The organism is Haladaptatus sp. QDMS2 (genome assembly GCF_029338295.1).
GTDB lineage: Archaea > Halobacteriota > Halobacteria > Halobacteriales > Halococcaceae > QDMS2.
This window is the reverse complement of record NZ_CP119791.1, coordinates 18,752-39,517: the sequence shown is the minus strand read 5'-3', so window position 1 is coordinate 39,517 and position 20,766 is coordinate 18,752. Positions and strand designations below refer to the sequence as shown.

The 20,766-nt window shown below is 56.3% G+C and carries 18 protein-coding genes and 2 pseudogenes; 7 read left to right on the top strand and 13 right to left on the bottom strand.

Going from position 1 to position 20,766, the window contains the following annotated elements; translation table 11 throughout:
- Positions 1–65: 65 nt before the first annotated feature.
- The 6 genes from P1M51_RS00205 to P1M51_RS00180 form a co-directional block, all read right to left on the bottom strand.
- Complete coding sequence (locus P1M51_RS00205; protein WP_276274712.1) at positions 66–902, bottom strand: ion transporter; 837 nt, start codon at positions 900–902, stop codon at positions 66–68.
- A 378-nt stretch (positions 903–1,280) separates the two neighbouring features.
- Entirely contained in the window at positions 1,281–2,633 is a 1,353-nt protein-coding gene (locus P1M51_RS00200) for a TIGR00341 family protein (protein ID WP_276274711.1), read from the bottom strand.
- Positions 2,634–2,772: 139 nt separating this feature from the next.
- Positions 2,773–4,272 carry an HNH endonuclease gene (locus P1M51_RS00195; RefSeq protein ID WP_276274710.1) on the bottom strand — a complete coding sequence of 500 codons (1,500 nt, stop codon included), beginning with the start codon at positions 4,270–4,272 and terminating at the stop codon, positions 2,773–2,775.
- 147 nt (positions 4,273–4,419) lie between these two features.
- A complete protein-coding gene (locus tag P1M51_RS00190) occupies positions 4,420–5,220 on the bottom strand; it encodes a hypothetical protein (protein ID WP_276274709.1) in 801 nt (266 codons plus the stop codon).
- 106 nt (positions 5,221–5,326) lie between these two features.
- Complete coding sequence (locus P1M51_RS00185; protein WP_276274985.1) at positions 5,327–5,713, bottom strand: DUF4268 domain-containing protein; 387 nt, start codon at positions 5,711–5,713, stop codon at positions 5,327–5,329.
- Positions 5,611–6,273, bottom strand: a complete 663-nt coding sequence (locus P1M51_RS00180; RefSeq protein ID WP_276274998.1) for a hypothetical protein — start codon at positions 6,271–6,273, stop codon at positions 5,611–5,613. The genes P1M51_RS00185 and P1M51_RS00180 overlap by 103 nt, the downstream gene beginning before the upstream one ends.
- A 237-nt stretch (positions 6,274–6,510) precedes the next feature.
- On the opposite strand from P1M51_RS00180, the gene P1M51_RS00175 reads away from it, so the two are divergent.
- The 3 genes from P1M51_RS00175 (at position 6,511) to P1M51_RS00165 (ending at position 9,987) form a co-directional block, all read left to right on the top strand.
- Complete coding sequence (locus P1M51_RS00175) at positions 6,511–8,178, top strand: CocE/NonD family hydrolase (RefSeq protein WP_276274708.1); 1,668 nt, start codon at positions 6,511–6,513, stop codon at positions 8,176–8,178.
- Between the two features lie 46 nt (positions 8,179–8,224).
- Complete coding sequence (locus P1M51_RS00170) at positions 8,225–8,392, top strand: hypothetical protein (protein WP_276246165.1); 168 nt, start codon at positions 8,225–8,227, stop codon at positions 8,390–8,392.
- 179 nt (positions 8,393–8,571) lie between these two features.
- The gene (locus P1M51_RS00165; RefSeq protein WP_276274707.1) at positions 8,572–9,987 is read left to right on the top strand and encodes an ATP-binding protein; all 1,416 of its coding nucleotides are present in this window, start codon (positions 8,572–8,574) and stop codon (positions 9,985–9,987) included.
- A gap of 73 nt (positions 9,988–10,060) precedes the next feature.
- Here the strand turns inward: P1M51_RS00165 and P1M51_RS00160 are convergent, their stop codons facing one another.
- Positions 10,061–10,705: a hypothetical protein gene (locus P1M51_RS00160; protein ID WP_276246163.1), complete on the bottom strand. Its 645-nt coding sequence runs from the start codon at positions 10,703–10,705 to the stop codon at positions 10,061–10,063.
- 203 nt (positions 10,706–10,908) lie between these two features.
- Here P1M51_RS00160 and P1M51_RS00155 point away from each other — a divergent pair, with 203 nt between their 5' ends.
- Entirely contained in the window at positions 10,909–11,358 is a 450-nt protein-coding gene (locus P1M51_RS00155; protein WP_276274704.1) for a hypothetical protein, read from the top strand.
- A gap of 182 nt (positions 11,359–11,540) precedes the next feature.
- On the top strand, positions 11,541–12,062 hold the full coding sequence (locus P1M51_RS00150) for a hypothetical protein (RefSeq protein ID WP_276246162.1): 522 nt from the start codon (positions 11,541–11,543) through the stop codon (positions 12,060–12,062).
- Between the two features lie 492 nt (positions 12,063–12,554).
- Here the strand turns inward: P1M51_RS00150 and P1M51_RS00145 are convergent.
- Together P1M51_RS00145 and P1M51_RS00140 are read right to left on the bottom strand one after the other, a co-directional pair.
- Positions 12,555–12,857 (bottom strand): annotated as a pseudogene (locus tag P1M51_RS00145) (zinc ribbon domain-containing protein); the annotation flags it as partial.
- 111 nt (positions 12,858–12,968) lie between these two features.
- Positions 12,969–13,469, bottom strand: a pseudogene (locus P1M51_RS00140) (YihY/virulence factor BrkB family protein); the annotation flags it as partial.
- A gap of 698 nt (positions 13,470–14,167) precedes the next feature.
- Between P1M51_RS00140 and P1M51_RS00135 the strand changes: the two are divergent.
- Both P1M51_RS00135 and P1M51_RS00130 read left to right on the top strand, forming a co-directional pair.
- Entirely contained in the window at positions 14,168–14,626 is a 459-nt protein-coding gene (locus P1M51_RS00135) for an SRPBCC family protein (RefSeq protein WP_276246161.1), read from the top strand.
- Between the two features lie 854 nt (positions 14,627–15,480).
- Positions 15,481–16,785, top strand: coding sequence for a transposase (locus P1M51_RS00130; protein WP_276274703.1), 1,305 nt, complete (start codon positions 15,481–15,483; stop codon positions 16,783–16,785).
- A 359-nt stretch (positions 16,786–17,144) separates the two neighbouring features.
- Here P1M51_RS00130 and P1M51_RS00125 read toward each other — a convergent pair whose 3' ends face one another.
- The 4 genes from P1M51_RS00125 to P1M51_RS00110 all read right to left on the bottom strand — a co-directional run bounded on the left by P1M51_RS00125 (position 17,145) and on the right by P1M51_RS00110 (position 20,637).
- Positions 17,145–17,519: a PIN domain-containing protein gene (locus tag P1M51_RS00125; RefSeq protein ID WP_276246159.1), complete on the bottom strand. Its 375-nt coding sequence runs from the start codon at positions 17,517–17,519 to the stop codon at positions 17,145–17,147.
- Positions 17,520–17,750, bottom strand: a complete 231-nt coding sequence (locus P1M51_RS00120) for an AbrB/MazE/SpoVT family DNA-binding domain-containing protein (RefSeq protein WP_276246158.1) — start codon at positions 17,748–17,750, stop codon at positions 17,520–17,522.
- An 896-nt stretch (positions 17,751–18,646) separates the two neighbouring features.
- On the bottom strand, positions 18,647–19,402 hold the full coding sequence (locus P1M51_RS00115) for a ferredoxin--NADP reductase (protein ID WP_276274702.1): 756 nt from the start codon (positions 19,400–19,402) through the stop codon (positions 18,647–18,649).
- A gap of 140 nt (positions 19,403–19,542) precedes the next feature.
- Positions 19,543–20,637 (bottom strand): hemolysin family protein, encoded by a 1,095-nt coding sequence (locus tag P1M51_RS00110; protein ID WP_276246156.1) that lies wholly within the window; start codon positions 20,635–20,637, stop codon positions 19,543–19,545.
- Between the last annotated feature and the right edge of the window lie 129 nt (positions 20,638–20,766).

The window sequence follows — 20,766 nt, the reverse complement described above, 5'->3', positions numbered from 1 at the left end:
GTGCGATACAACCTCTCGCTCGATAAACCTCTCTGCGCACAGACAGCGTCCGGCTATCCACTGGTTCAGCGTCGGCGGTGTGGGGCTCCCGAGTCGAGTGGTCGTCCACAGTGTGGACACCACGTGGCTCCAGGTGTTCCCGGCATCGGTGTCTGTTCGCCTGCCCGGTCTGCGAAAAACCCCGCCGCCAGGATACTCGAGGGGAGAGTGAAGAAGGCGACCCCACCGAGCATGGTCGCAGCACCGAGGAGCCGGCCGAGCGGCGTCACCGGCACGACGTCGCCGTATCCGACTGTTGTGAGCGTCACAACCCCCCACCAGAGCGTATCCGGAATCGACGAGAACGCGTCCGGCTGGACGCTCCCTTCGACGAAGTACATGAGCGTCGAGGAGACGAGGACGAACATCCCGGCTCCACTGAACGCGACGATGAGGTCGGCCCGCTGTGCGTCAAGCACCCGTTTGAACCGTCGTCGCGAGTGCCTAAACCAGGAGAGGTTGAGCACGCGGGCCAACCACAAGACCCGAAACAGTCCTGACTCGAGCAGGGAAATCTCGAAGAGGAAGCCGATCCAAAACGTCGCGATTACGAATAAATCGACGACTGCGATGGGGTCGCGGACGAATGCGAATCGAGGGCTCCGCACATTGCCGTGGGGAGCAGAGCCCGCGGCCCAGAGTCGGATGACGTACAAGCCAGTGAACAGGACGATAGAGCCGACGAGTAAGGCCGCGAAGAAGCTCGAGTACCGGTCACCAAGTGACTCGACGGTCGAGAGAACGACGGCGATGACGTTCATCGACGCCAGGGCGAACACGATCAGATCGAATCGCGCACCCAATCGGTTCTCGGGGTCGGGGTCGACCACCGTCCACACCTGGTCTCTGGACAGCTGTACCATGCTGCACACATGTCTCCCGAGTCATATGGCGTTACCTCCCGCGTGAGCCGTTCAGCCGTTGGAATCTAACGCAGCCGTCCTGTCGGGACCGAGGACGCCGGTCAACGTCGACGTCGGGTCGAATTCGGCGCGTTGTGGGTCGAGAGGGCTTCGAGCGACCGATTCAGCCCTTCATACGGTTCCCCGGTCGGTGTCGGATGAGACTTCCGCGTTCAGTTCACGCGACGGGCTGACGATGGTACGCGATGGGATCGTGGCCTCCCGTTTCGGTGCGGTTGTGACGAGCCCCTGGAACCATGTCTCGTCGTTCGGCGCCGCCTTCTCGATGAGTTCGTAGTCAACGATGACGCCACCGCCCTCGGTCGCCCTTCGTCTCTCTCACACATGGTCCCTCACCGTGGGTCGGTCGAGACCGATTCGGTCGATGGCGGATTGCGATACCGTCCCATCGGAGATTTGTGCTTCGACGAATCCGACTCTGACGACGACGTGGCGACCCAGTTGGTCGGTCAGCTGGTCGTCGAATTGTTGTGCGAGATTGGGTGGCGCTTGCAGGTCCCGCGGGATTCCGACCAGCACGTCGACACGCGGTTGGTTGCCGAGAAGCAGGTCTACAGGTCTGTAATCCACGGTAACGCTGACGAGTTCGACACCCTCGATGTTCGCCTCTTCGAACTGTCGTTCGAGTTCCATCTGTGTCTGCTGTTCGAACGAGGCTGTCTGAAACGACGCGTAGGTCACACCGGCGAGGACGATAGAAAGAACGGCGATTGCCACACCGATGACGGCGATTCGGGAGGCGACAGACGCTCTGATCCCTTCCCGGTCGTCGGCGTCCTGGGGTTTGAATCCCGACAGATAGAACAGGATCAACGCCGAGAGGTTGATTGCGAGGAGATTAACAACGACCAGAACCGTGCCAGCGACGGCGACGCCCGGAAGTCCGAACGCGAGACCCAGTCCGGCGGTAGCCGCTGGTGGAACGAGCGCGACGGCGATGGCGACTCCAACGAGGGTCCCTCCCGACCCGCGCATAATGCTAATGGCGCCCGCGATTCCCGACCCCAGAGCGAGAAAGAGTGACAGGACATTCGGACTCGTGCGTTCTGCGACCTGTGGAATTGCCTGGATATCGAGGCCCGGCGGAATGAGGATGGTTTGCTGGAGTAACACACCGAGTATCGCAGCCGTCGCGATCGCCGCCGTGAGACCTGTGACCTGCAGGACGATTCCGCGAGACGCCATCCGTTGGTCGGCCAGTATCGTCCCGACCGACGCGGAGACTGCTGGCCCCATCAGGGGAGCGACAACCATGGCGCCGATGATGGTCGCCGCAGAGTCGAGGAGAAGCCCTGTCGCGGCGATGATGGTGCTAAGTAACAAGAAGCTGAAGAACGTCGAGTTCGCCGGTGCGAGCTCTTCCGCGCGAGCAGACAGTTCGTCCCGAGAGATTCTGAGCCCAGGGAACCGCTCTTGTAGCGCCGAGAGACGCTGTGAGACAACTGTCTCGGTGGGAAGGATGATGGTGTAGCTGTCGTCCCGGATACCTGCGGTCGTCAACTCCTCCATCACCGTCTCGACGCCACTGGGCGGAACCGGGAACTGTACCATCGCCTCGAAATCCCCACGGCCGACCTCATCGAAGACCGCGTAGTCGATCCTCTGTTCGTCGAGAGCCCCGAGGACGCTCTCTCGTTTGCCCTCGGGTATCAACACCTGAACAAGTCGCATGCACTCTATGACGTATCGAATAGAGAAATACTACGATTATTCTGATACGATACGTTCTCATCTCTTACAACGGACATATTATATATCACGTAGCAGTCCCGTGCGACGTGCTACCGAACCGTAACGAACTGTGTGAGCATCACACGAACTCATGGATTTCTCGATGCTTCTGTAACGCCTCAACACTAGGTTCGGCCCGCGTGTCCGTAGGAAGTTTCACCGTTCCCCCCTCGTATTGTTTGAACTCGTGATACCCCTCACACCCGGATTCGTCTCGGACGAGGACTTCGTAATCATCCGAGACAGAAAGCCACCCAGAGTCGAAAGCCCAGTGGTGTAATCGACAAAGCGCCATTCCATTCCGAACGTCTTCAGACCCACCCTTGCTCTTCGGGTAGATGTGCGCAGCTTCAACCTCAAACCCTCCCTCCGGACTTTCTCGCCTGCTCCCGCAGACGGCACAAGTATAATCGTAGGCTTCCGTCACCAACCGCCGAAATGCGGCGTCACGAGCTTTCCGCTTCTGGATCGTGTATCGGGTCTTGTCCTCGACAATTGTGGCTTCCGAATCAAGCGCGGTCTCCAAGCGAGATTGTTCCACTTGGATTTCGTCCTCGGTAGGTTCTGGAATTTCTTGAACAGGAGAACCGAACAGAGCTGCTTCAAGCGAACCGTACTGGCGAACTAACTCTCCAACCTTTTCCTCAGCGACAGGATCCAGACTGCTATTCACAAATCGGTCATTTTTGTAGCCCAACATCGACCGCACTTCTTCAACGGTTGGAACATCCTCTCTGTAGTCGTTGAGCGTGTAGATGTGACGACTCTCCGGATTATTCCAGAGCCAATCGCCGACTGTCTGACTCTCGAACACTCGACCGACGGTTCCGGCTCCGATGAATGCACCAGCATGGTAAAAGAGGACAACGTCGTCCTGTTTGAGTCGGTCAATTGCCGCCTGTTTCTTCGCACTGTCTGTTGCAGTTGTTCCCCAAACACGCACCGAATCAGCCCCTTCCAACTGCGAGGGGACGTTCGCACGACCAGCGAGTTTGAATGGACGAACTACGGAGGTCTTGAATCTGGTAAGCCACTCATCATTGACTGCCACAAAGAACAAGCCAACATCGTTTGGTGACTCAACATCCTCAACGAACGCACGCCCTTCACGAGTCAGATCGTACGCGTCGCCTTGCTTTTCCACTAACCCCATACTCCGAAGCCAGTTTGCCCGCTGGAGTGCCATATCCGTCTCGCCACGACGCCAGCCCAATTCGGGGTGTGTATCGAGTTGCTGGTCGCTAATCTCCATGATGGTCATCGGGGCGACGGCCAACGCATAGAGCAGACTCCGGAGCCCAACGTTGCGGTCGGACATGACTCGGAACAGTGTCGCCGTGTCATGGTTCTGCGTGTACTCCTGGCCGACAGCACCGAGTGTCCACACCTCACCATCACGCTGTAAGAAGCCGAGATTTGTGAGATACCCCATGCGCCGCATAATGGACGACCGACTGGAGACGTTTGCAAACGTTTCCTGATGCCACGCAACGAGTTCGTCTGTCGTCGGGTGGTATGAATCGACGAATGCCAGCGTTGCATCCAGTGTCTCGACGTACTGGGTCGCCCCGCCAAACATCGGGACGATACTTCGGAGCCGATCTGCGGTCATGCATTGACCTCAAGCGTCTCTCATATGATCTTTTGGCTGGTCGTCTTCTTTGCGGTTGACCTGCCGATACGAGAGTGAGTAGAACATAAGAGGAAATGAGTAGCGGGAAACCGCTTATTGAGAGATTTCAATTGTATATTCTACTGTTGCGAGGTCGTTGTCAAAGTTTGTCGGTGGAGATGCAACCCCATTGTTCGAATTGTCGAAGACAAGATAGTAGCTTCCCGCAGATAATTTCTCACTGACGCTACCGTATGTCGAATCCATTCGACTGAGTGCAGTATAGTATTGGGATCGGTCACCATTTTTGAAAAATGAATATTCCGACTCGTCCATGAGAATCACATCGATTGCTGGACCTTGACGGACGGTGAAATCGTACTCAACCCTCCCAGTCCGGGAGAGGGAGAATGAGTAGTATCTCCAATAATCCTCTTCGATCGTGTCGGTATCGCTTCGACGCAGAATTTTCTTACTTCGATCATCGTCGAGTGGGTAGTCGTCGTCTTTGTCGGCCACGCCGTCACCATCGAAATCTTTACTGCGGGTAGAATCATGCGGAAATGCATCATCTTCATCAGCGACCCCGTCACCATCAGAGTCTTTGCTCCGCGTGGAGTCGTGCGGAAAGTCGTCATCTTTATCTGCAACTCCATCACCGTCAGAGTCCTTACTTCGAGTTGGATCGTTTGGGAAATCGTCGTGGGTATCAAGGACTCCATCACCGTCTGAATCAGGTACAGGTGTCGAATTTGACCGTTCTGTAGTTATCCGGGAAGAGTCCTGGACGCCCTGTTTCGAGGCGGGAGAATCAGTCAGTTTAGATGTAGTGTCTCCTGTCGAACCCACGCATCCAGCAAGCGCGAGAACTGACGTCGCTGCTCCAGCATTAAGAATGAAACCTCTTCTATTCATCAAATGAGTGACTATTTACACCTGCTTAAGTTGACTACATGATATGTCAAGTTTGCAAGACAGTGTCAGACAGATAGATTCCACTCTTGGAGGCGCATTTATTCAACTACAGTTGCCGCAGACGCTCTGGGAACACCTCATGAAACCGGTCACCCTGCTCAAGCAACCACTCGTAATATTCATCCCACGCAGACTGATTCTCGATGTCAGCAGCACGCTTTACCCCGAGATTACTCCGCATTCTCCCAGCGTGCGTTTCACGAAGCTCTTCCCAGTAAATCTCCGTCCCAAGTTCAACTTCTAACTCCTCTGTTTGCGCTCTAAGTTCATGATACGCGTCTTCATTATCGGAGATAATCAGTTCAAGTCCAATCTCGTCTGTATCCTTATCTACAAAGAAAGAGAGGTGATAGCCACCCACGCCAATGGGATTAGCGTAGTAGTGTCTCGGTTGTGGTTTTCGTGCTCGGAGTGGAGTTTGTGTTTCCTCGATTCGATCTCGTAACCCTGTCCAGAAGGCTTCACGAAGTTTATCCCAATCAGAAAGTTCGCCTCTGGATCGCTGTGCTTTCTCCTTCCATTCACTGGCTTTTCGACCGGGTTGAATCGGACAGCAGGAGCGGAGTCTTCGATTTGCCAAACTTCGAGTCGAATGGCGAACAAGTCGATTCCTTCCCGACTATTCTCGTTCAGCCACTGCATGGCATCTCGGTGCTCGTCATTGAATTCCGGTGCAATCCAGACGATGATGTCCGCATCCACGCCTGCGGCGTATGCAATCGCTTTTCCAAGATGGTCGTGATCTGAGTTACTGAGTTGGTTCTCGATGACAAGCGTTCTCCCGTCATCGACTACTTCTGCGAAAATATCGACACTGTACTTACCCACCCGCTTCTCTCGCTCAATGACCTCAAGATCGAGGCCGAGCACATTTTCGAAATCTGAGGCCCCGTCAGCTTCGATTTCGGTCGCCAACCACGGAGTGAAATCGTGTTCCTCGTGTTCCCAGTATTGGCGAACATCTTGGGGTTCGAGAGAGGCGAAATCGGGCATACCTCTTCACTCGAAGTGGTGAATAATAAAATCCGGCTCAAAACCAGGAATTACGTTGGAAAGAGGGTTACGAAATGTTTGGTTCACTTCATCCTCTCGGACGGAAGGCTCTCGAAACACGGCCCCTCACACGGCGTCTCGTCGACGCACCATCACATCCTGCTACTCAAAATCGTTCCTTTGGTTCCAGGTGCGTTTGGACAGAAACCTTATGCGTCGCACTGTGGGAGTGTGATTGTGACACAGAACCTCACACGACGACGCGCCCTCTCCAGGCTGGCCGCGATGGGTCTGGTGGCGGCTGGCGTGAGCGTCACCGACGCGGGTACGGTCGCCGCAGACGCATCGTACACGCGAACCGACTTCACCACCACGTCCTGGGACGGTACCGACCTCGTCGGGTCGCTCTACGTCCCCGATTCGGACGGTCCCCACCCTGTCGTCCTCGGGACGCACGGGTGGGGCGGCGACCACGGGAGTCCTGCCGTCGCACGACGGGCTGACGTGTTCGCGAGCAACGACTACGTCTTCTGTGCGTACGACTCACGCGGATTCGGCGAATCGGGTGGCGAGGTCGGCGTAGACGGCCCGAACGAAGTCGCCGACGCGCTTACCCTGCTCGACCAGCTCGCACAGGGTGAGGTGGGCGGTGTCTCGGTCGACGTCGAACGCTCCACGAACGGCCCGGTCTGTGCGATGGACGGGCTCTCCTATGCCGGTGGCATCCAACTCAACACGATGGCAGTCTCGACTCCCGACGCAGCCGACGCGTTACTCCCCGATTCGGCTACGTTCGACACCATCGACTTCACCGAAGGGAGTCCGCTCGACGCCGCCGTCCCGCGCTGGGCGTGGCACGACCTCCGGTTCTCGCTCGCACCGCGTGGCGTCGTGAAGGTTGGATGGGACTCACTGTTACTGGCGACGGGTATTGCCGGCGCTCGGGGGCTCACCTCCGGTGACGGCCAACCGTCGATATACGACTTGGAGTACGGCGTCACCGAGGAGGTGCCCGATGCGTTCGTCACGTCGACTGCACAGAACGAATTCGACAGCGAGTCAGCGGCGTTCTATGCGTCTCGCTCGCCGGTATCGAAGACGGCCCTGCTCGAGACACCGACGCTACTCATCTCGTCGTGGACCGATACGTTGTTCATCACGAACGAGGCGATCTGGAACTACCACGCAATCCGCGACAACGGCGTGGAATCGAAGTTGGTGCTGTTCCGCGGTGGACACACGTTCGAGGAGACCGCCGATTCGGAGATGAACGCACGGCTCGACTCCCGAGCACTCGAGTTCATCGATTCACATCTCCGGCGCGACGAGGAGTCTGGCTTCCCGCAGGTGGAGTACTACGAGACCCAGCGTGACACGTGGTCGACGACGAACGACATCGACCCACGGAACACCAAAGAGTGGACCGTGACGTTCTCGGACGCAAAACTCGACGACGAGACGGTGGTGTACAACAGTATCGCCCCCAGCTCATCGAGTCAACTGACGAGCGAGGAGGAAGATCTCCTCGACGGTGTGACGGCTGTCCACTTCGACTATCTCGTCACAGAGGCCCGTGAACTCCTTGGCGCACCCAGCCTCGAACTCGACCTCGAGCCGCTCGGGACCGATCCGCGGCTGTTCGTGAAGGTGTACCACCGCACAGCTGACGGCGAGACACTCGTTCACGACCAGGTCACTCCGGTTCACCAAACCGGCGATGAACGGCGAACAGTCGAGGTGGAGATGACGGCCCTCCAGCGCCGCCTCGCCGTCGGTGACACGCTCCGAGTGACGGTCGCTGCGACCGATGCTGGGTTCTACTCCTCGCGGACGGCCGCTGGGGCACGAATTTACCACGGGAGCGACGACGACTCGCGAGCGACGTTCCCAGTGCAGCCGAGCTGACCTCGGCCCACGACGTCTCGTGTGGACCCGCGACAATGCTTAGCAGATGGAGCGCGCTGTCGCGACCGTCGGCGAACACCCACAGAAAATCGAGGCCCGGGTGTTGAACGGAATCGTCTCCCGAAGCGCCAATCACGACGGGCCCATCTTCTCCACGAGTCACTCGTTTACTATTTGGCTCGATAGGCGAGTGAGCGGACAATCAGAAGAGTAGGGTTCTACATCACTGACGACGACGACGCAGCCACCAACTATCTCTTTGAGAATTGGATGGTGGTGCCTACTCAGAGAGTAGGAGACAGAATATTAGAGTTTGAACTATAATAGTTTGAACTATAATAGTTTGAGTTCTAACTCCGAAGTCACTATGTACCTCCCACTATAACTGAGAGCATGGACCAGTTCGTCAATCGAATCAAGGAGCTCAATCGGTTGGAGGCGCTCTATTCGAGCAATACTGCAGAGCTTGCGATTATCTATGGGCGACGGCAAATCGGCAAAAGCGAACTCGTCCGCCAATCGATTGCCGACCGCGACGGTGCGGTGTACTATCAGGCAGTCCAGGGAACAGAGACGACACAACTCAGGCGGTTCATCGAGGCAGCCGCCACGACGTATCCCGATAGTACGGCCGTCAAAGAGGAGTGGGAACCCCTCCTGAAACACCTCGTCGACAAAGACGCAATCATCGTCATCGACGAATTCCCGTACCTCATCGAATCGAACGAGGGCCTCCCCTCGGTCATTCAACATCTCTGGGATACGGCTGTCGATGAGAGTCAGGCAACCCTCGTACTCACGGGCTCTGCAATCGGGATGATTCATACGCACATCCTCGATGGAGGGGCACCACTCTACGGGCGCGTATCACAGACACCGAATGGCCGTCTCGAACTCACTCAGCTCCCGTTTCGCTCCATCAACGAGTTCGTGCCCACGTACGATCCCGAGGAGCGAGTGTTCGTCTATGGTGTCTTCGGGGGCACACCCCGATATCTCATGCCACTCGATCCGTCGCAACGTCTCGGAGAGAATATCAATCGGTTGTTGTGTGACCCAGATGGACCACTCCATGACGAACCCGAAACCGTCCTCCAGATGGAGCTCAGTGAGGTGAACACGTATTTTTCCGTACTGGAGTCGATGGCGAGTGGAAACCGCAGTCGGAACGAAATCGCGCAGGGAGCCGGTATCGAAAGCACCAACACGTCGTACTATTTCGACCGGCTGGAAACGCTCCAGATAATCGAGAAACACCATCCAGCACTCGCCAACCCGGCACGCAGCAAACAGACTCGATACCACATCCGAGACCCCGTATTCCGGTTTTACTTCCGATATCTCTACGGACGAAGTGGACAGTACGAACTCTACGGCGAGAACGCCTATGCTGATCTCATCGAACCGGAATTGCCCGACTTCGTCAGTGAGACGTTCGAATCACTCTGTCATCAGGCAGTACCGGAACTCTATACAGACTACCAGCTCACACAGGTTCCGAGTCAGTGGTGGTACAAGGGCCGTGAGGTGGACGTCGTCGCACCAACCGACGGATCGACGCTGATCGTTGGCGAAGCGAAGTTCACAAACGCACCCCTCGGCTATGACGTTCTCTCAGCTCTCGAAGAAGACGCACCCCATATCGACTGGACGCCCGAAGCGGGTGGAGAGCCGGAATTTGAGTTCGCCTTGTTCAGCCGGTCTGGATTCAAACGCTCTGTCGAAGAAGCTGCAGACGAACGCGATGACCTCCGTCTCTTCGATCTGACCGAGGTCGTTGCCGTTCTCGAAAGTGAAGCCGAAAACTGAAAGGAGATAGCTGGAAGTCATACATTCGACTCATGTCCGTTCCGGCGATTGCCAGAACCACCATACGAGAGACTCACCCATCACTCTCCGATGAGTCACTGAGAAACCCAACGAACAACATCCCATCCGTCTTCAAATCATATTCGACATCGATATCGAGAGTAGTGTAGTTGAACGGTTCCGTCACGATGTGATACCCATTCGGTGACTCACGGACCGTCACGACCGACGTCTGTTTCTCCAGAGATGCGAGCAGGCGTTGTGCATCCTCCTCTGAGGTATCGTCCAGGTCGAAGAGGAATCGTGAGTCGTCGCTCGCAGTAGGTTTCTGGAGTTCAGATTTCCAGTAACTGGACAGGCGCTTGAACTTCCGGGGGGCAGTCTCATCGCCCTTTAACCACGCTCTGATCCAGCCGTTTGTCTGCTCCTGAAAATTGAAGAAGCCGTCTACCGTGTTCCGGGCATTCACGGAGAGATACAGCCGAAAGGCCAGTGGGTCGCCGGATTCGGTTCGGTAGTGTTGAGCCCACGACTGGAGCTGGTCGAATTTCCGACGAATGTCTTGAGTATCTGTGACGACTTCACGAAACGTGACTTCTGTACTGCTGGTGAGGTGTGGGTTCTCTTTCTGGCGTGCAATCGCCATGAACAGGTAAACGCGTTCCTCGCCAAACATGCAGTACTCCTCGACAGTGTTGACGGCGGTTTGGTCGTTCATTCGGGATGGATACTGAGTATTGATTTCTCCACTCTGTCGATAACCCATTGGTTGGCAGACATTATAACTCGGTCTCTCGATGAAAATTCGTCTTTCACTCAGCGAGTGACCTCTTCGTCAACGGACTTGCAGTGCTTGGTCGAATCGCAAGGAGTTCGGCACTCTCAGAAAGACTTTGTATATGTGTTGTATTTATAACAAGAATGAGGTCGTCCGATGAGTCTCGCCGAGCGTTTCTCCTGAGGGGGTTGGGCATTAGCGCCACCACTCTCCTCGCCGGTTGTTCGGCGATTCAACACGCAGTCAAGCCACCCGAGCAACCCACCGCACGCATCGAGAAGATGCAACTCATCAACCGCGATTCAGACACTCATCGATTCACCGTACAGATTGAGACGAATGGCTCGGTCACCTACGAGAAGTCTCACAAAGTGCCGTCTGCAGGAACAGCGCCCGTTCCGGTGCTATTCGATGAACTCCCGCAGGAAGCGGGACGCCAAAGAGTCTCAGTGGGAGTGAATGGAACCGGTGAAGGCGAGTCGATGACATATGATGAGAACACGTGCTATAGCATCATTATCGAGTACGAAGAGGGGCAAGTTGGCTTCTTTTCTGCGAGCGGTGACAAGCACTGTCGGACTTCGAAGCAGTGACAGAGTGAATAATTCACGAACAGGTAGAGGAACACACCCTCAAAGCAGTTCGCTCGTGACCGATTCGCTCTCCCTATCAGCACGACGTATAAACGCGAGCCAATCAATAGCAAAGAGTCAGTGACTACACCGCATATTTCCAACCCACTGGATATATATTAGGAGAGGGCGTACTTCCGAATATGCCTGACGATAGCCACGAGACCACCTATCCACAGACTTCAATGACGCGGGGTGAGCGGATTCGTGCCGCTGCACGGACGCTTCGAACCCCCCGCACTGCCTCATGGGTTGCCACAGAAACGGAAGTCTCGGTCAAAACAGCGCAAAAATACCTCGACCAACTTGTTGAGGACAACGTTCTACGAACGATAAAACAAGGTGACCAAACGCTCTACTGTGTCGATCAGCTCATGGCAACCTATCGTGAAATCGCCACACTTCAACGAGAGCAGAGTCGTGAGGAATTGACGAGGGCACTTGAATCGATGCGTGCCAAAATCACCGACTGGAAAGAATCCTACAACGTTGAGACACCTGGCGAACTTCGAGCGAGTATCGCAGATGTTTCCGATGCCGATGAGAGCAGGACGCGGCGCGAAACCGCAAGCGAATGGGAGCACCTCGCTGACCGTATCCCGGTCGTTCGGGCGGCACTCAACGAATACGACTGGGCGACAGACCGAGACGCCATCCCTGTGTGAGTAGATGGGCCTTTCAGGAACAACCGACAGCTCGGTCTATGAAGGGCTCAGGGATGTCCTCCAGCGGCATCCTGCAATCACGTCAGTCGGATATGAGCCAGATAGTATCGTCAAGAAATGTATCCGAGCACAAATCGACCCAACCCGTGTTGTGCCGATGACTGGTCCTGAATCACCGCTGCTTGACGTCGAATGGCGATTTTTCCGTGATACACAGCACTTCCGAGTCCACTACGCAGATCCGAACACTGGATTCAACTGTGGATGGCATTGCGATGACGATCATCCCGAACTGGGGCCAATGCACTTCCAGTATAAAAATCCAGAAACGGGAGAGATGAGCTATGAGCGGGCGACGTTCGAGAAATCTGTTCCAACAGAGATACTCTGGGTTGTGCTCGACCAACTGTTCCAAGACCGAATCCCCAGTCTCACAGAAACTTGACATCCTCCCCGCGCTAAAGCGCGAGGATTCCTCCGTTGGGGGTTCGGCTACCGACCCACGGAGGCAACTTGCGGGTTCGTGCGCACTTCTTTGGGACTTTCATGAGGGTGTGGTTTCCCCGACCAATCGTGGTCGTCCCACTCGAATCGCACGGGCCGTGCCATCGGCCTGATTTCGCAATCGCTGTTCTCTCGAAGGAACGTCTCAGACGCCGTGAGGTCGGCGTGCCCCTCGAAGCCACACGGACACGTCAGCGTATCTCCGTGGCGAACCGTCTTCTCGTGGTCGCCACACTCGGGACACGTCTGACTCGTCCACGCTTCCGACTCGGCTTCGAGGCTGATACCGTATGTCGGCGAGCGAACGGTCTCCCCGATATCGACGCGCTCCGCAGGATATCCTTCGATAACCGCGTTGACCACTGCACCCAGTAACAGGACGTCTCCACTGAAGTACAACCACGTGAGGAGGAGCATGATACCGGTGATGAGACCGGTCCCGCCACCACTCGACAGCGTGACGTAGATCTGGAATACGCCTTGGAGAAGAGCCCATCCGACTGCGGCCACGACGACCCCTGGCAGGACTTCGCGCGGCGAGACGTCCACGTTCGGGAAGACGTAGTACATTGGGAACAACGCGACCACGAGGCCGATGGCCACTACGACCGGCAACAGCACCCCAAGGAATGGAACTCGTTCCGAGTAGGCACTGAATGCGCTCGTCGCCACGATAATAGCGGCGGCGGCGAACACGAATGACACGAGGACGACGAGTCCATCTCTGAGCTGGTCAGTGAACGAACTGTCGACATCAACCTCGTAAATTTCCGCGAACGCGGTGTTGAGTCCTCCGAAGAGTTTCAACGCACTCCAGACGAGCACGACGAGGCCGAAAACCGACGATCCGGCGGCCCCGCTCGTCTGGCTCTGGAAGAGACGCGTGATGACCTGGGCGATCATCGACTGTTCCTAATCGGATGGTTTGACCGGAAGAGAGGGGATAGCAGAGAATCGAGACGGAACTACAAACGGAGTCTGAGGGGACGTGCAAAATCGGAATTGGCGGGTTACAGCCCTCGAAGCGCTCGAGGAACACGAAATGGCACGCAAGGAACACAGCGAAGCGATACCCGGGCTAAGAATCAACGAAATCCACACGCCTGATTCGCCGCGACACGCCGTCTATCGGGCATTCAGCCAGCGAACAGACGCAGATGTGAAAGAGAAAACCACCAGAGGGAAACCGATTATGAAACATCGAGCGAGAAACCGCTCGAACGAGGAGCGCTCGAAACCCACCGAACCACCGGAAGCGACTCTGTCCCGACTCATTTCGAACACGCGTGCCACAGCCAGAGGAACGCCGAATCGTTCTAGCTCCCAGTACCACCAACAATACTCACCACTACCGGAGAAAACAGCCAGGTATGAACAGTAATCGACGGCCTGGGAGACGAGTATCGGGCACACCATCCGATTCTGTCGGGTATCACTACGTATGAAACGGAGTCGCTCCGCCGTCCAGGTGGTTGCTCGTGGTCGGTCCGCTGCTTGGTTCGTATTGTCTTTCATCGATCGGGAATCGGCAGGCGCGTGAAAACCTGGCTGAGTGCGCGGACAAACGATTTTGTGCGCTGCACGCCGATAGTGAGAGTGAGATGCTATTAGAGGAGACTACAAGAATACAGGCGTCTCCGGAAGCCGTCTACGGCTTCTTCGAGTCGATGGAGGCAAATTACGAGCGGTGGCACCCGGACCACATCGAGTTTCGGTGGCTCGACGAAGCCGGATTAGCGCAGGGGTCGGAAGCCTACTTCGAGGAACGGATTGCGGGGAAGACCCAGCAAAAGACGGTGCGATTTACCGAGGTGGTTCCTAACCAATACATCGAGTTTAGACCAACATCGCTGCTCGTTGGACTCCTGATGCCGTCGATTAGCTTTACCATCGACCCGCACGAGGACGGCTGTGACCTCACCCAACGAATCAGGGTTCGCACCGGACCAATCGGTGCGCGGCTCAACCGGCGTGAGTTCGACGCCGTCCGGAAACATATGAAAGAGGAAGGTGAGAATTTGAAGGCCATTCTCGAACCTGAAGTCGTGAGGAAACCGTGACTGAGCAGTGGGATGTGTGCGGTTCGCAGCCGATCCGTCAGATTTTACGAAGGGCAGGCATTACGAGGAGTGAATCAGCGTCCAGACTCGTCCAACGCCGTGTTGCGACCTTCTTTGAGGACCTTCTTTGAGGAGTTCATCTGATGACTTCTCCACGTCTGTGAATTCAGACCGGAGAACTGCAAGCGGATCTTCGTCGATGGGAGTGAGCTTGAGAGCATCGTGGAGTTGGATGATTCGATAACGCTCACCGTAGCGCTCTCTGAGTTCTTTCGGGAGCGGTAGCGATCGGGGTTCGATTCTCGCACCTGGACCTTCCTTCCGTTCTCAATTCCTGAGCGTTTGCTCTCGACTGAGAGCAACGCGAACATGGACGAAAACGGGAGTGATCAGATAGGAGAGAATCGAAGCAAGGAGCGACCGAAGGGAGCGACTGAGGTTCGATTCTCGCACCTGGTACCGTTTCACAATTTCACTCCGACGAGCGGTCGCTTTCGTCGTTCTGTCCGCTCTATTTGGCGGGATAATGGGAAGAAAGACAGTTGAAGGCCATGACGCTTGTTACCCCACAGACCAAACTGTAACTATGGGTACCGATGGCCTCGTCGAACTCGACCAAGAGTGTTGGGTCGCATTCGCGAAGTACAATCTGCTGTTGGCGACATTGTTTGGAGTGTTCGCCCTGGCCGGTCGGACAATGCTGTCCGGCAGTAATCTATCTTTCTGCGAGGAGAGAATCCCGCCCTAAAGGGGGGAGTGAATCCGACAACTCCTACACAGACCACCGTCGATTGCAGACAGGATATTCAACGCCAGTCCTTACCATTAAGTAGGTTTGTCTACATAGGCTATGTATGGCGATTCAGGTCACTCGAACCTACGTTGCTTCCATCCGGAACCAGCCACAGGTCACGAGTGACTTGGACTCGCTTGGGTTCGCCGCCTCGAAACTCTGGAACATCGCACGCTGGACGTGCGACCGCATCTGGAGCGAAACAGGGACAATCCCCAAGGATGGCCCGCTCAAGGCCTACCTGAAGACCCACGAACGCTACGCCGACCTCAATTCTCAGTCGAGTCAGCGAGTCATCGAAGAACTCGCTGAAGCGTTCCGTGGCTGGTACGCCAAGCGCCGAAACGGGAACGACCGCGCAAACCCACCGAAGTACCGCAAACACAACGGCGACCACCCGCGCTCGACGGTCACGTTCAAAGAAGACGGCTTCAAACACGACGCCCACAACAACCGGATTCGCCTCTCCAAAGGTCGAAACCTGAAAGAACACTGGTCGGACTTCATCCTCTGCGAAATCGAGACCCGACCAGATGTTGTTGTCGAGAACGTCCGCCAAGTCCGAGCCGTCTACAACGGCGACGAGTGGGAACTCCACATCGTGTGCAAACACGACATCGAGGCTGAGTCGCCCGGCAACGAAACCGCCGGTATCGACCTCGGCATCAAGAACGTCGCCGCCGTCTCGTATTCCACGGGCGCCCACGAGTTGTATCCGGGGAACGCCCTCAAGACCGACGAACGCTACTTCGCCAAGGAGATAGCAACGTGCAACTCCTCTCGGTCAAACAAGGCCCTCAGGCTTCGACGGAAACGTTCTGAGCGCCGGTCACACTACCTGCACGCCCTCACCAGACACCTCGTCTCAGAGTGCGTCGAACGAGGTGTCGGAACGATTGCTGTTGGTAACCTCGAAGGCATCCGTGACAACGACGAAACCGGCGAGGCTCGCAACTGGGGCGACCGTGGCAACGAAGGCTTGCACGGGTGGGCGTTCGACCGCTTCACGAACCTCCTCACGTACAAGGCGAAAGCCGAAGGCATCGCCGTCGTTGTGGTGAGCGAGCGCGACACCTCGAAGACGTGTTCGTGCTGTGGACAGAAACGAGATGCCAATCGTGTAGAGCGTGGCTTGTACGTCTGTTGTGGGTGTGGAGTCGTGATGAACGCCGACTCGAATGGTGCGGAGAACATTCGGCGTCGGTTAGACCAAGCAGAAAAGGTAACTCTGAGTCCTCGGTCTTCCGGGGATAGGAGTAGCGGGCGTGTGGCACGCCCAGTAGTCAACCTGTTCCGTCGTGGAGAACACGACCCGAGTAGTGGACAGGGGACGTTCGCTGACCAAGCGAGCCTCTGCGAACCGTAAATATCCCAACGCGGTACGGGAAGCCCCGCCGTTCATGGCGGGGAGGATGTCACTTGTCGTCGAGAATGCAGCGTTAGCACTGTTATTCGGGACCGTCCAGACATACGCATGGCTTTCGGCCTGAGACGTTGATACCCGCTTTTTGGACGACGTAAGCCACGAACTCCCCGGCATTGCTGGGTCGTTATGGCTGGTGATATTGGGTCAGTACAGGCGGATGGCGACCAGTCTAAACGCGTTCATCGATGCAGTGGCTTCTCGCCTGCGGTCGGCGTGATATTCGTAGGGCTTGGAGTTGGTATCGGATAGGCACTCGATTGGTACGTGGTCAACCTCGATTTCGACTCGCTGTAGTCGGGCTACTCTTCCCCGATTGCCTTCAGGTCGAGTCGTGGTGCGAATGATTCGTACGCATCGTCACTCGAAACGATTGTATCACTGTCGGATTCGACAAGATGTAGGGCATCGAAGGGAGTGAATCCGTGGTCTTCGACGTAGGTTGCTGCGGCCATGACCGTGTCCACGTCACCGCGGATTTCCATGAGTGCTGCAGCGTTCGTGATGACTCGCTCTGTATCCCGTTCCTCACGATAGGCGACCATGAGGAGTTCGATGAGCGTGAATTGAGACGTCCAGAGTTCGTCTCGGTGGTTGTGATACACCTTCTCTGCAGCGTCACCGAGCCAGTCTTCGTCCTTGATGAGTGCCAGAAGGAAGTCGGTTTCAGCGTACATTCAGGGTCCGGCCTCGTCCAGCGCCGCATTGCGGGCTTCGTCGCGGAGTTCAGTTGCTGTCTTCTCGACGTCTGCGAATTCAGAACGCAGGGCAGCAAGCGGATCTTCGTCAATTGGAACCAACTTGAGACCATCGTGAAGTTGAACGATGCGATAGCGCTCCCCGTAGCGCTCCCTGATTTCTTTCGGAAGCGTGAGGCGGCCACGACCGTCGAGTGTTGCCTCGGACATAGTCGTGTTTATGGTGGGAAAGTATAAGATATTTCCCCAAATTCAAATAGTTACCCATCAGTGCTGACGTACAGGTACTCCAGCTCTCGTAACCGGTCTGGGAATACGTCGTGAAATCGAGCCATCCGATTGACCCCAACATCGATTTTTCCACAATCGGTTTCCCGCTGGTGATTTCACGGTTTCTGTGAGGAATCACCGAACGTCGAAATTTCGCCAAAACCACCCTCCCGCAAAGCGGTAGTATGGGCGTTGAGTCAGTTGCTTTCGAGGGATTTTCGGGTTCACAATCGGCAAATAATCCGGAAGGGGAGAGAAAACAGAGTGAGTGACCTGAGTGTGGAGAAAAGAGCGTGGAATTGCAGTGGAGCAAGTTAGAAATCCAAATTGGCTATAGCAGCGTTGAAACCCGAGTGTTCAGGCAATAATCCGAGTGTGGAAATACGGCGTGGCCACTCAATTGTGGCCGTCAAACGTGCGTCCGAAGTTCCACAATCGGTTTCAGTCGTGCGGTTTTGGGAATTACCGTCAGTCGACAGGCGAGCGTGTCTGTAGAAGAGGGAGCAATGGGATTCTCGAAACCCGGAAAGAAACGGATAGAACAGCTCTACACTCGAAATTCGAAATCTCGATTTCTCTATTCCTCCCGCGACGACAGGCTCCACACTCAGACCAAAACGCCAACCACACGCCTTCTAGCGGGGTTTCAGGCCGATTGTGGAACTCGCCTCGCTGGTCGAGCGACCCGCACTGGCGCGTTCGGCTGTGTTACGGGCTTGAAACCGAGTGTGAGAATCGGTACTCGTTCTCCGACGGAAGGCCCGCCTGTGTGTCGCTCCCTGAACGGTCGTTAAGTGTGTCTTCGAACTTCCCGTAGGCCAGGTACGGGTTGTCTCTCAGCCGGTGTAGCCCCAGAACTGCTCGTAAATGATTCGCTCCGGCGGGACCCCCATCGATTGCAAGATTTCCCACAATCCGCGCACCATCCCGGGGGTGCCACAGAGATAGAAGACAGGAGCCTCTAACTCGTTCACGACGGCTTCGACCAGGGCTCTGTCGACACGCCCTCTGCGCCCCGTCCACTCGCTTCCTTCGGGTTCGCGGGTGAGTGTGTGAATGAGTTCGAACTGTGGGTTCGACTCGACGAGCGCGTCCAGTTCATCTCGATAGGCGATTTCATCTGCGGTTCGATTGCTGTAGATGAGGCGGACGGGAATATCGAGGTGTTTGTCGCTCGCGTACTCGGCCATGCCTTTCAGGGGGGTGATGCCGATGCCGCCGGCGATGAGGACGGTGTCCCGCTCGGGGTTCAGAATGAAATGGCCGCGAGGACCTTCAATCAGGACCTCGTCTCCGGGTTCGAGGTTCACGAACGCCTGCTTGAAAGGACTATCTGAGACACGGACGCCGTATTCGAGAGAGTCTCGGGTTGGCGAACTGGCCAGCGACATGGGTCGAGAGTCGTCGAATCTCGCCGAGCCTTCGGACGTGCGCAGCGAGAGTTTCGCGAACTGCACCGGTTCGTACACGAACTGGGGGTGGCGGCTGGTGCGGATGTGGTGGCTCGTCGGCGTCAAGGGTCGAGATTCCAGGATCTCGGCGACGAACGCAACGCCGTGTTCCGTTTTTCGAAGTGAGCTGTCGTCGTTCATTAGGCTAGAATAGCACACCGAGGAGGAAGGACCTGTCTCAGACAGCGGCGTGGAGTCTCCTACCCGACAAATTCGAGAAGCTCATGGCATGGAGTTGGACATCGCCGTTCAACGAAAGAACGAAAACCGACAGCCGGTCCCTAGGTCGACGACGGATGACCCGTCGGTTTGTCACTCGCAGATTGGTCGTCGAGTGGGTCTTCGAGTTCGCCGACGACGGCTTCGAGCGCGTCGGTTGCGGTCACCAGTCCGACGACGTCGCCGTCTGCGAGCACCAGGGCTAACTCCTGGCGTTCGGCCTGGAACTTGTCGATGGCATCACTGACAGTGGTTTCCGCCGAGAGCGTCATCGGCGGGGCGGCAATGTCGCCGAAGGTGACCTCCTCGTCGCGCAGTGCGTCGATGTTGTCGAGCACCTGCGGCACGTAGACGATGCCTTCGACGTCGGCGGGTGATTCCCCGACGAGCGGATAGCGGGTGTGGGGCGTCTCAGAGACCCGTTTGAGGTTTTCGGTGACAGATGCGTCGGTCGAGAGGAACACGATGTCCGATTCGTCGACCATCACGTCCCGGACTTCGAAGGTCCCGGCTTCGAGTGCGTTCAGCACTTCGTCGTGGCGCTCACCTTTAATGTCCCCCTGTTCGAGGAGTGAACTCATGCGGTTTCGAAGTTGGCTCCGAGATTCAATGACGTCGGTTTCGGCTTCGAGCCACGCGCCAGACATCTCGATGCCGAACAGCTTGAGCGTCCACTTCGCGACCATGTCGCCCAGTTTGATAATCGGCGAGATGGCGACGTAGAACCAGTGGAGGGGGGCCGCACCATAGCGACAGACGAAGCGAGAGCGTTCGACGCCGAGGTACGTTGGCGTCTGTTCACCGTGGGTGAGGTGGATGAGGTTGATGATGAAGTAGGCGATGAGCGCACCAGCGCCGATATTGGCGAGCACCGTGCCGCCGAACAGCGGCTCGAAGATGGCGGCGAGTGCCGGTTCGGCGACGATACCGACCGCGATGCTGGAGGCAGTGATGCCCACCTGGCACGTCGTCAGGTAGAGTTCGAGATCGTTGGTCATCTCCCAGGCCCGCTCCAGCTTGGGATTCCCGTCGATGAACTCGTCTTCGGTGAACTGGCGAGCGCGAGTCAGCGCGAACTCGATGGCGACGAAAAAGCCGTTGGCGAGGATAAGCAGGACGCCCGCCAACAGGCGAATCCAGATCTCGATGGCGTTCATTGGGTGGATGTTTCCTTCTTGCCGGAGACAGTAGTATGTGTCGACCTGCTCGGAATTTTAAATAGTTTGTTGTCAGAAGCGCATGTTTCGTAGTATTGAATGTCAGATTGACACAGAGTGAAGGTACGT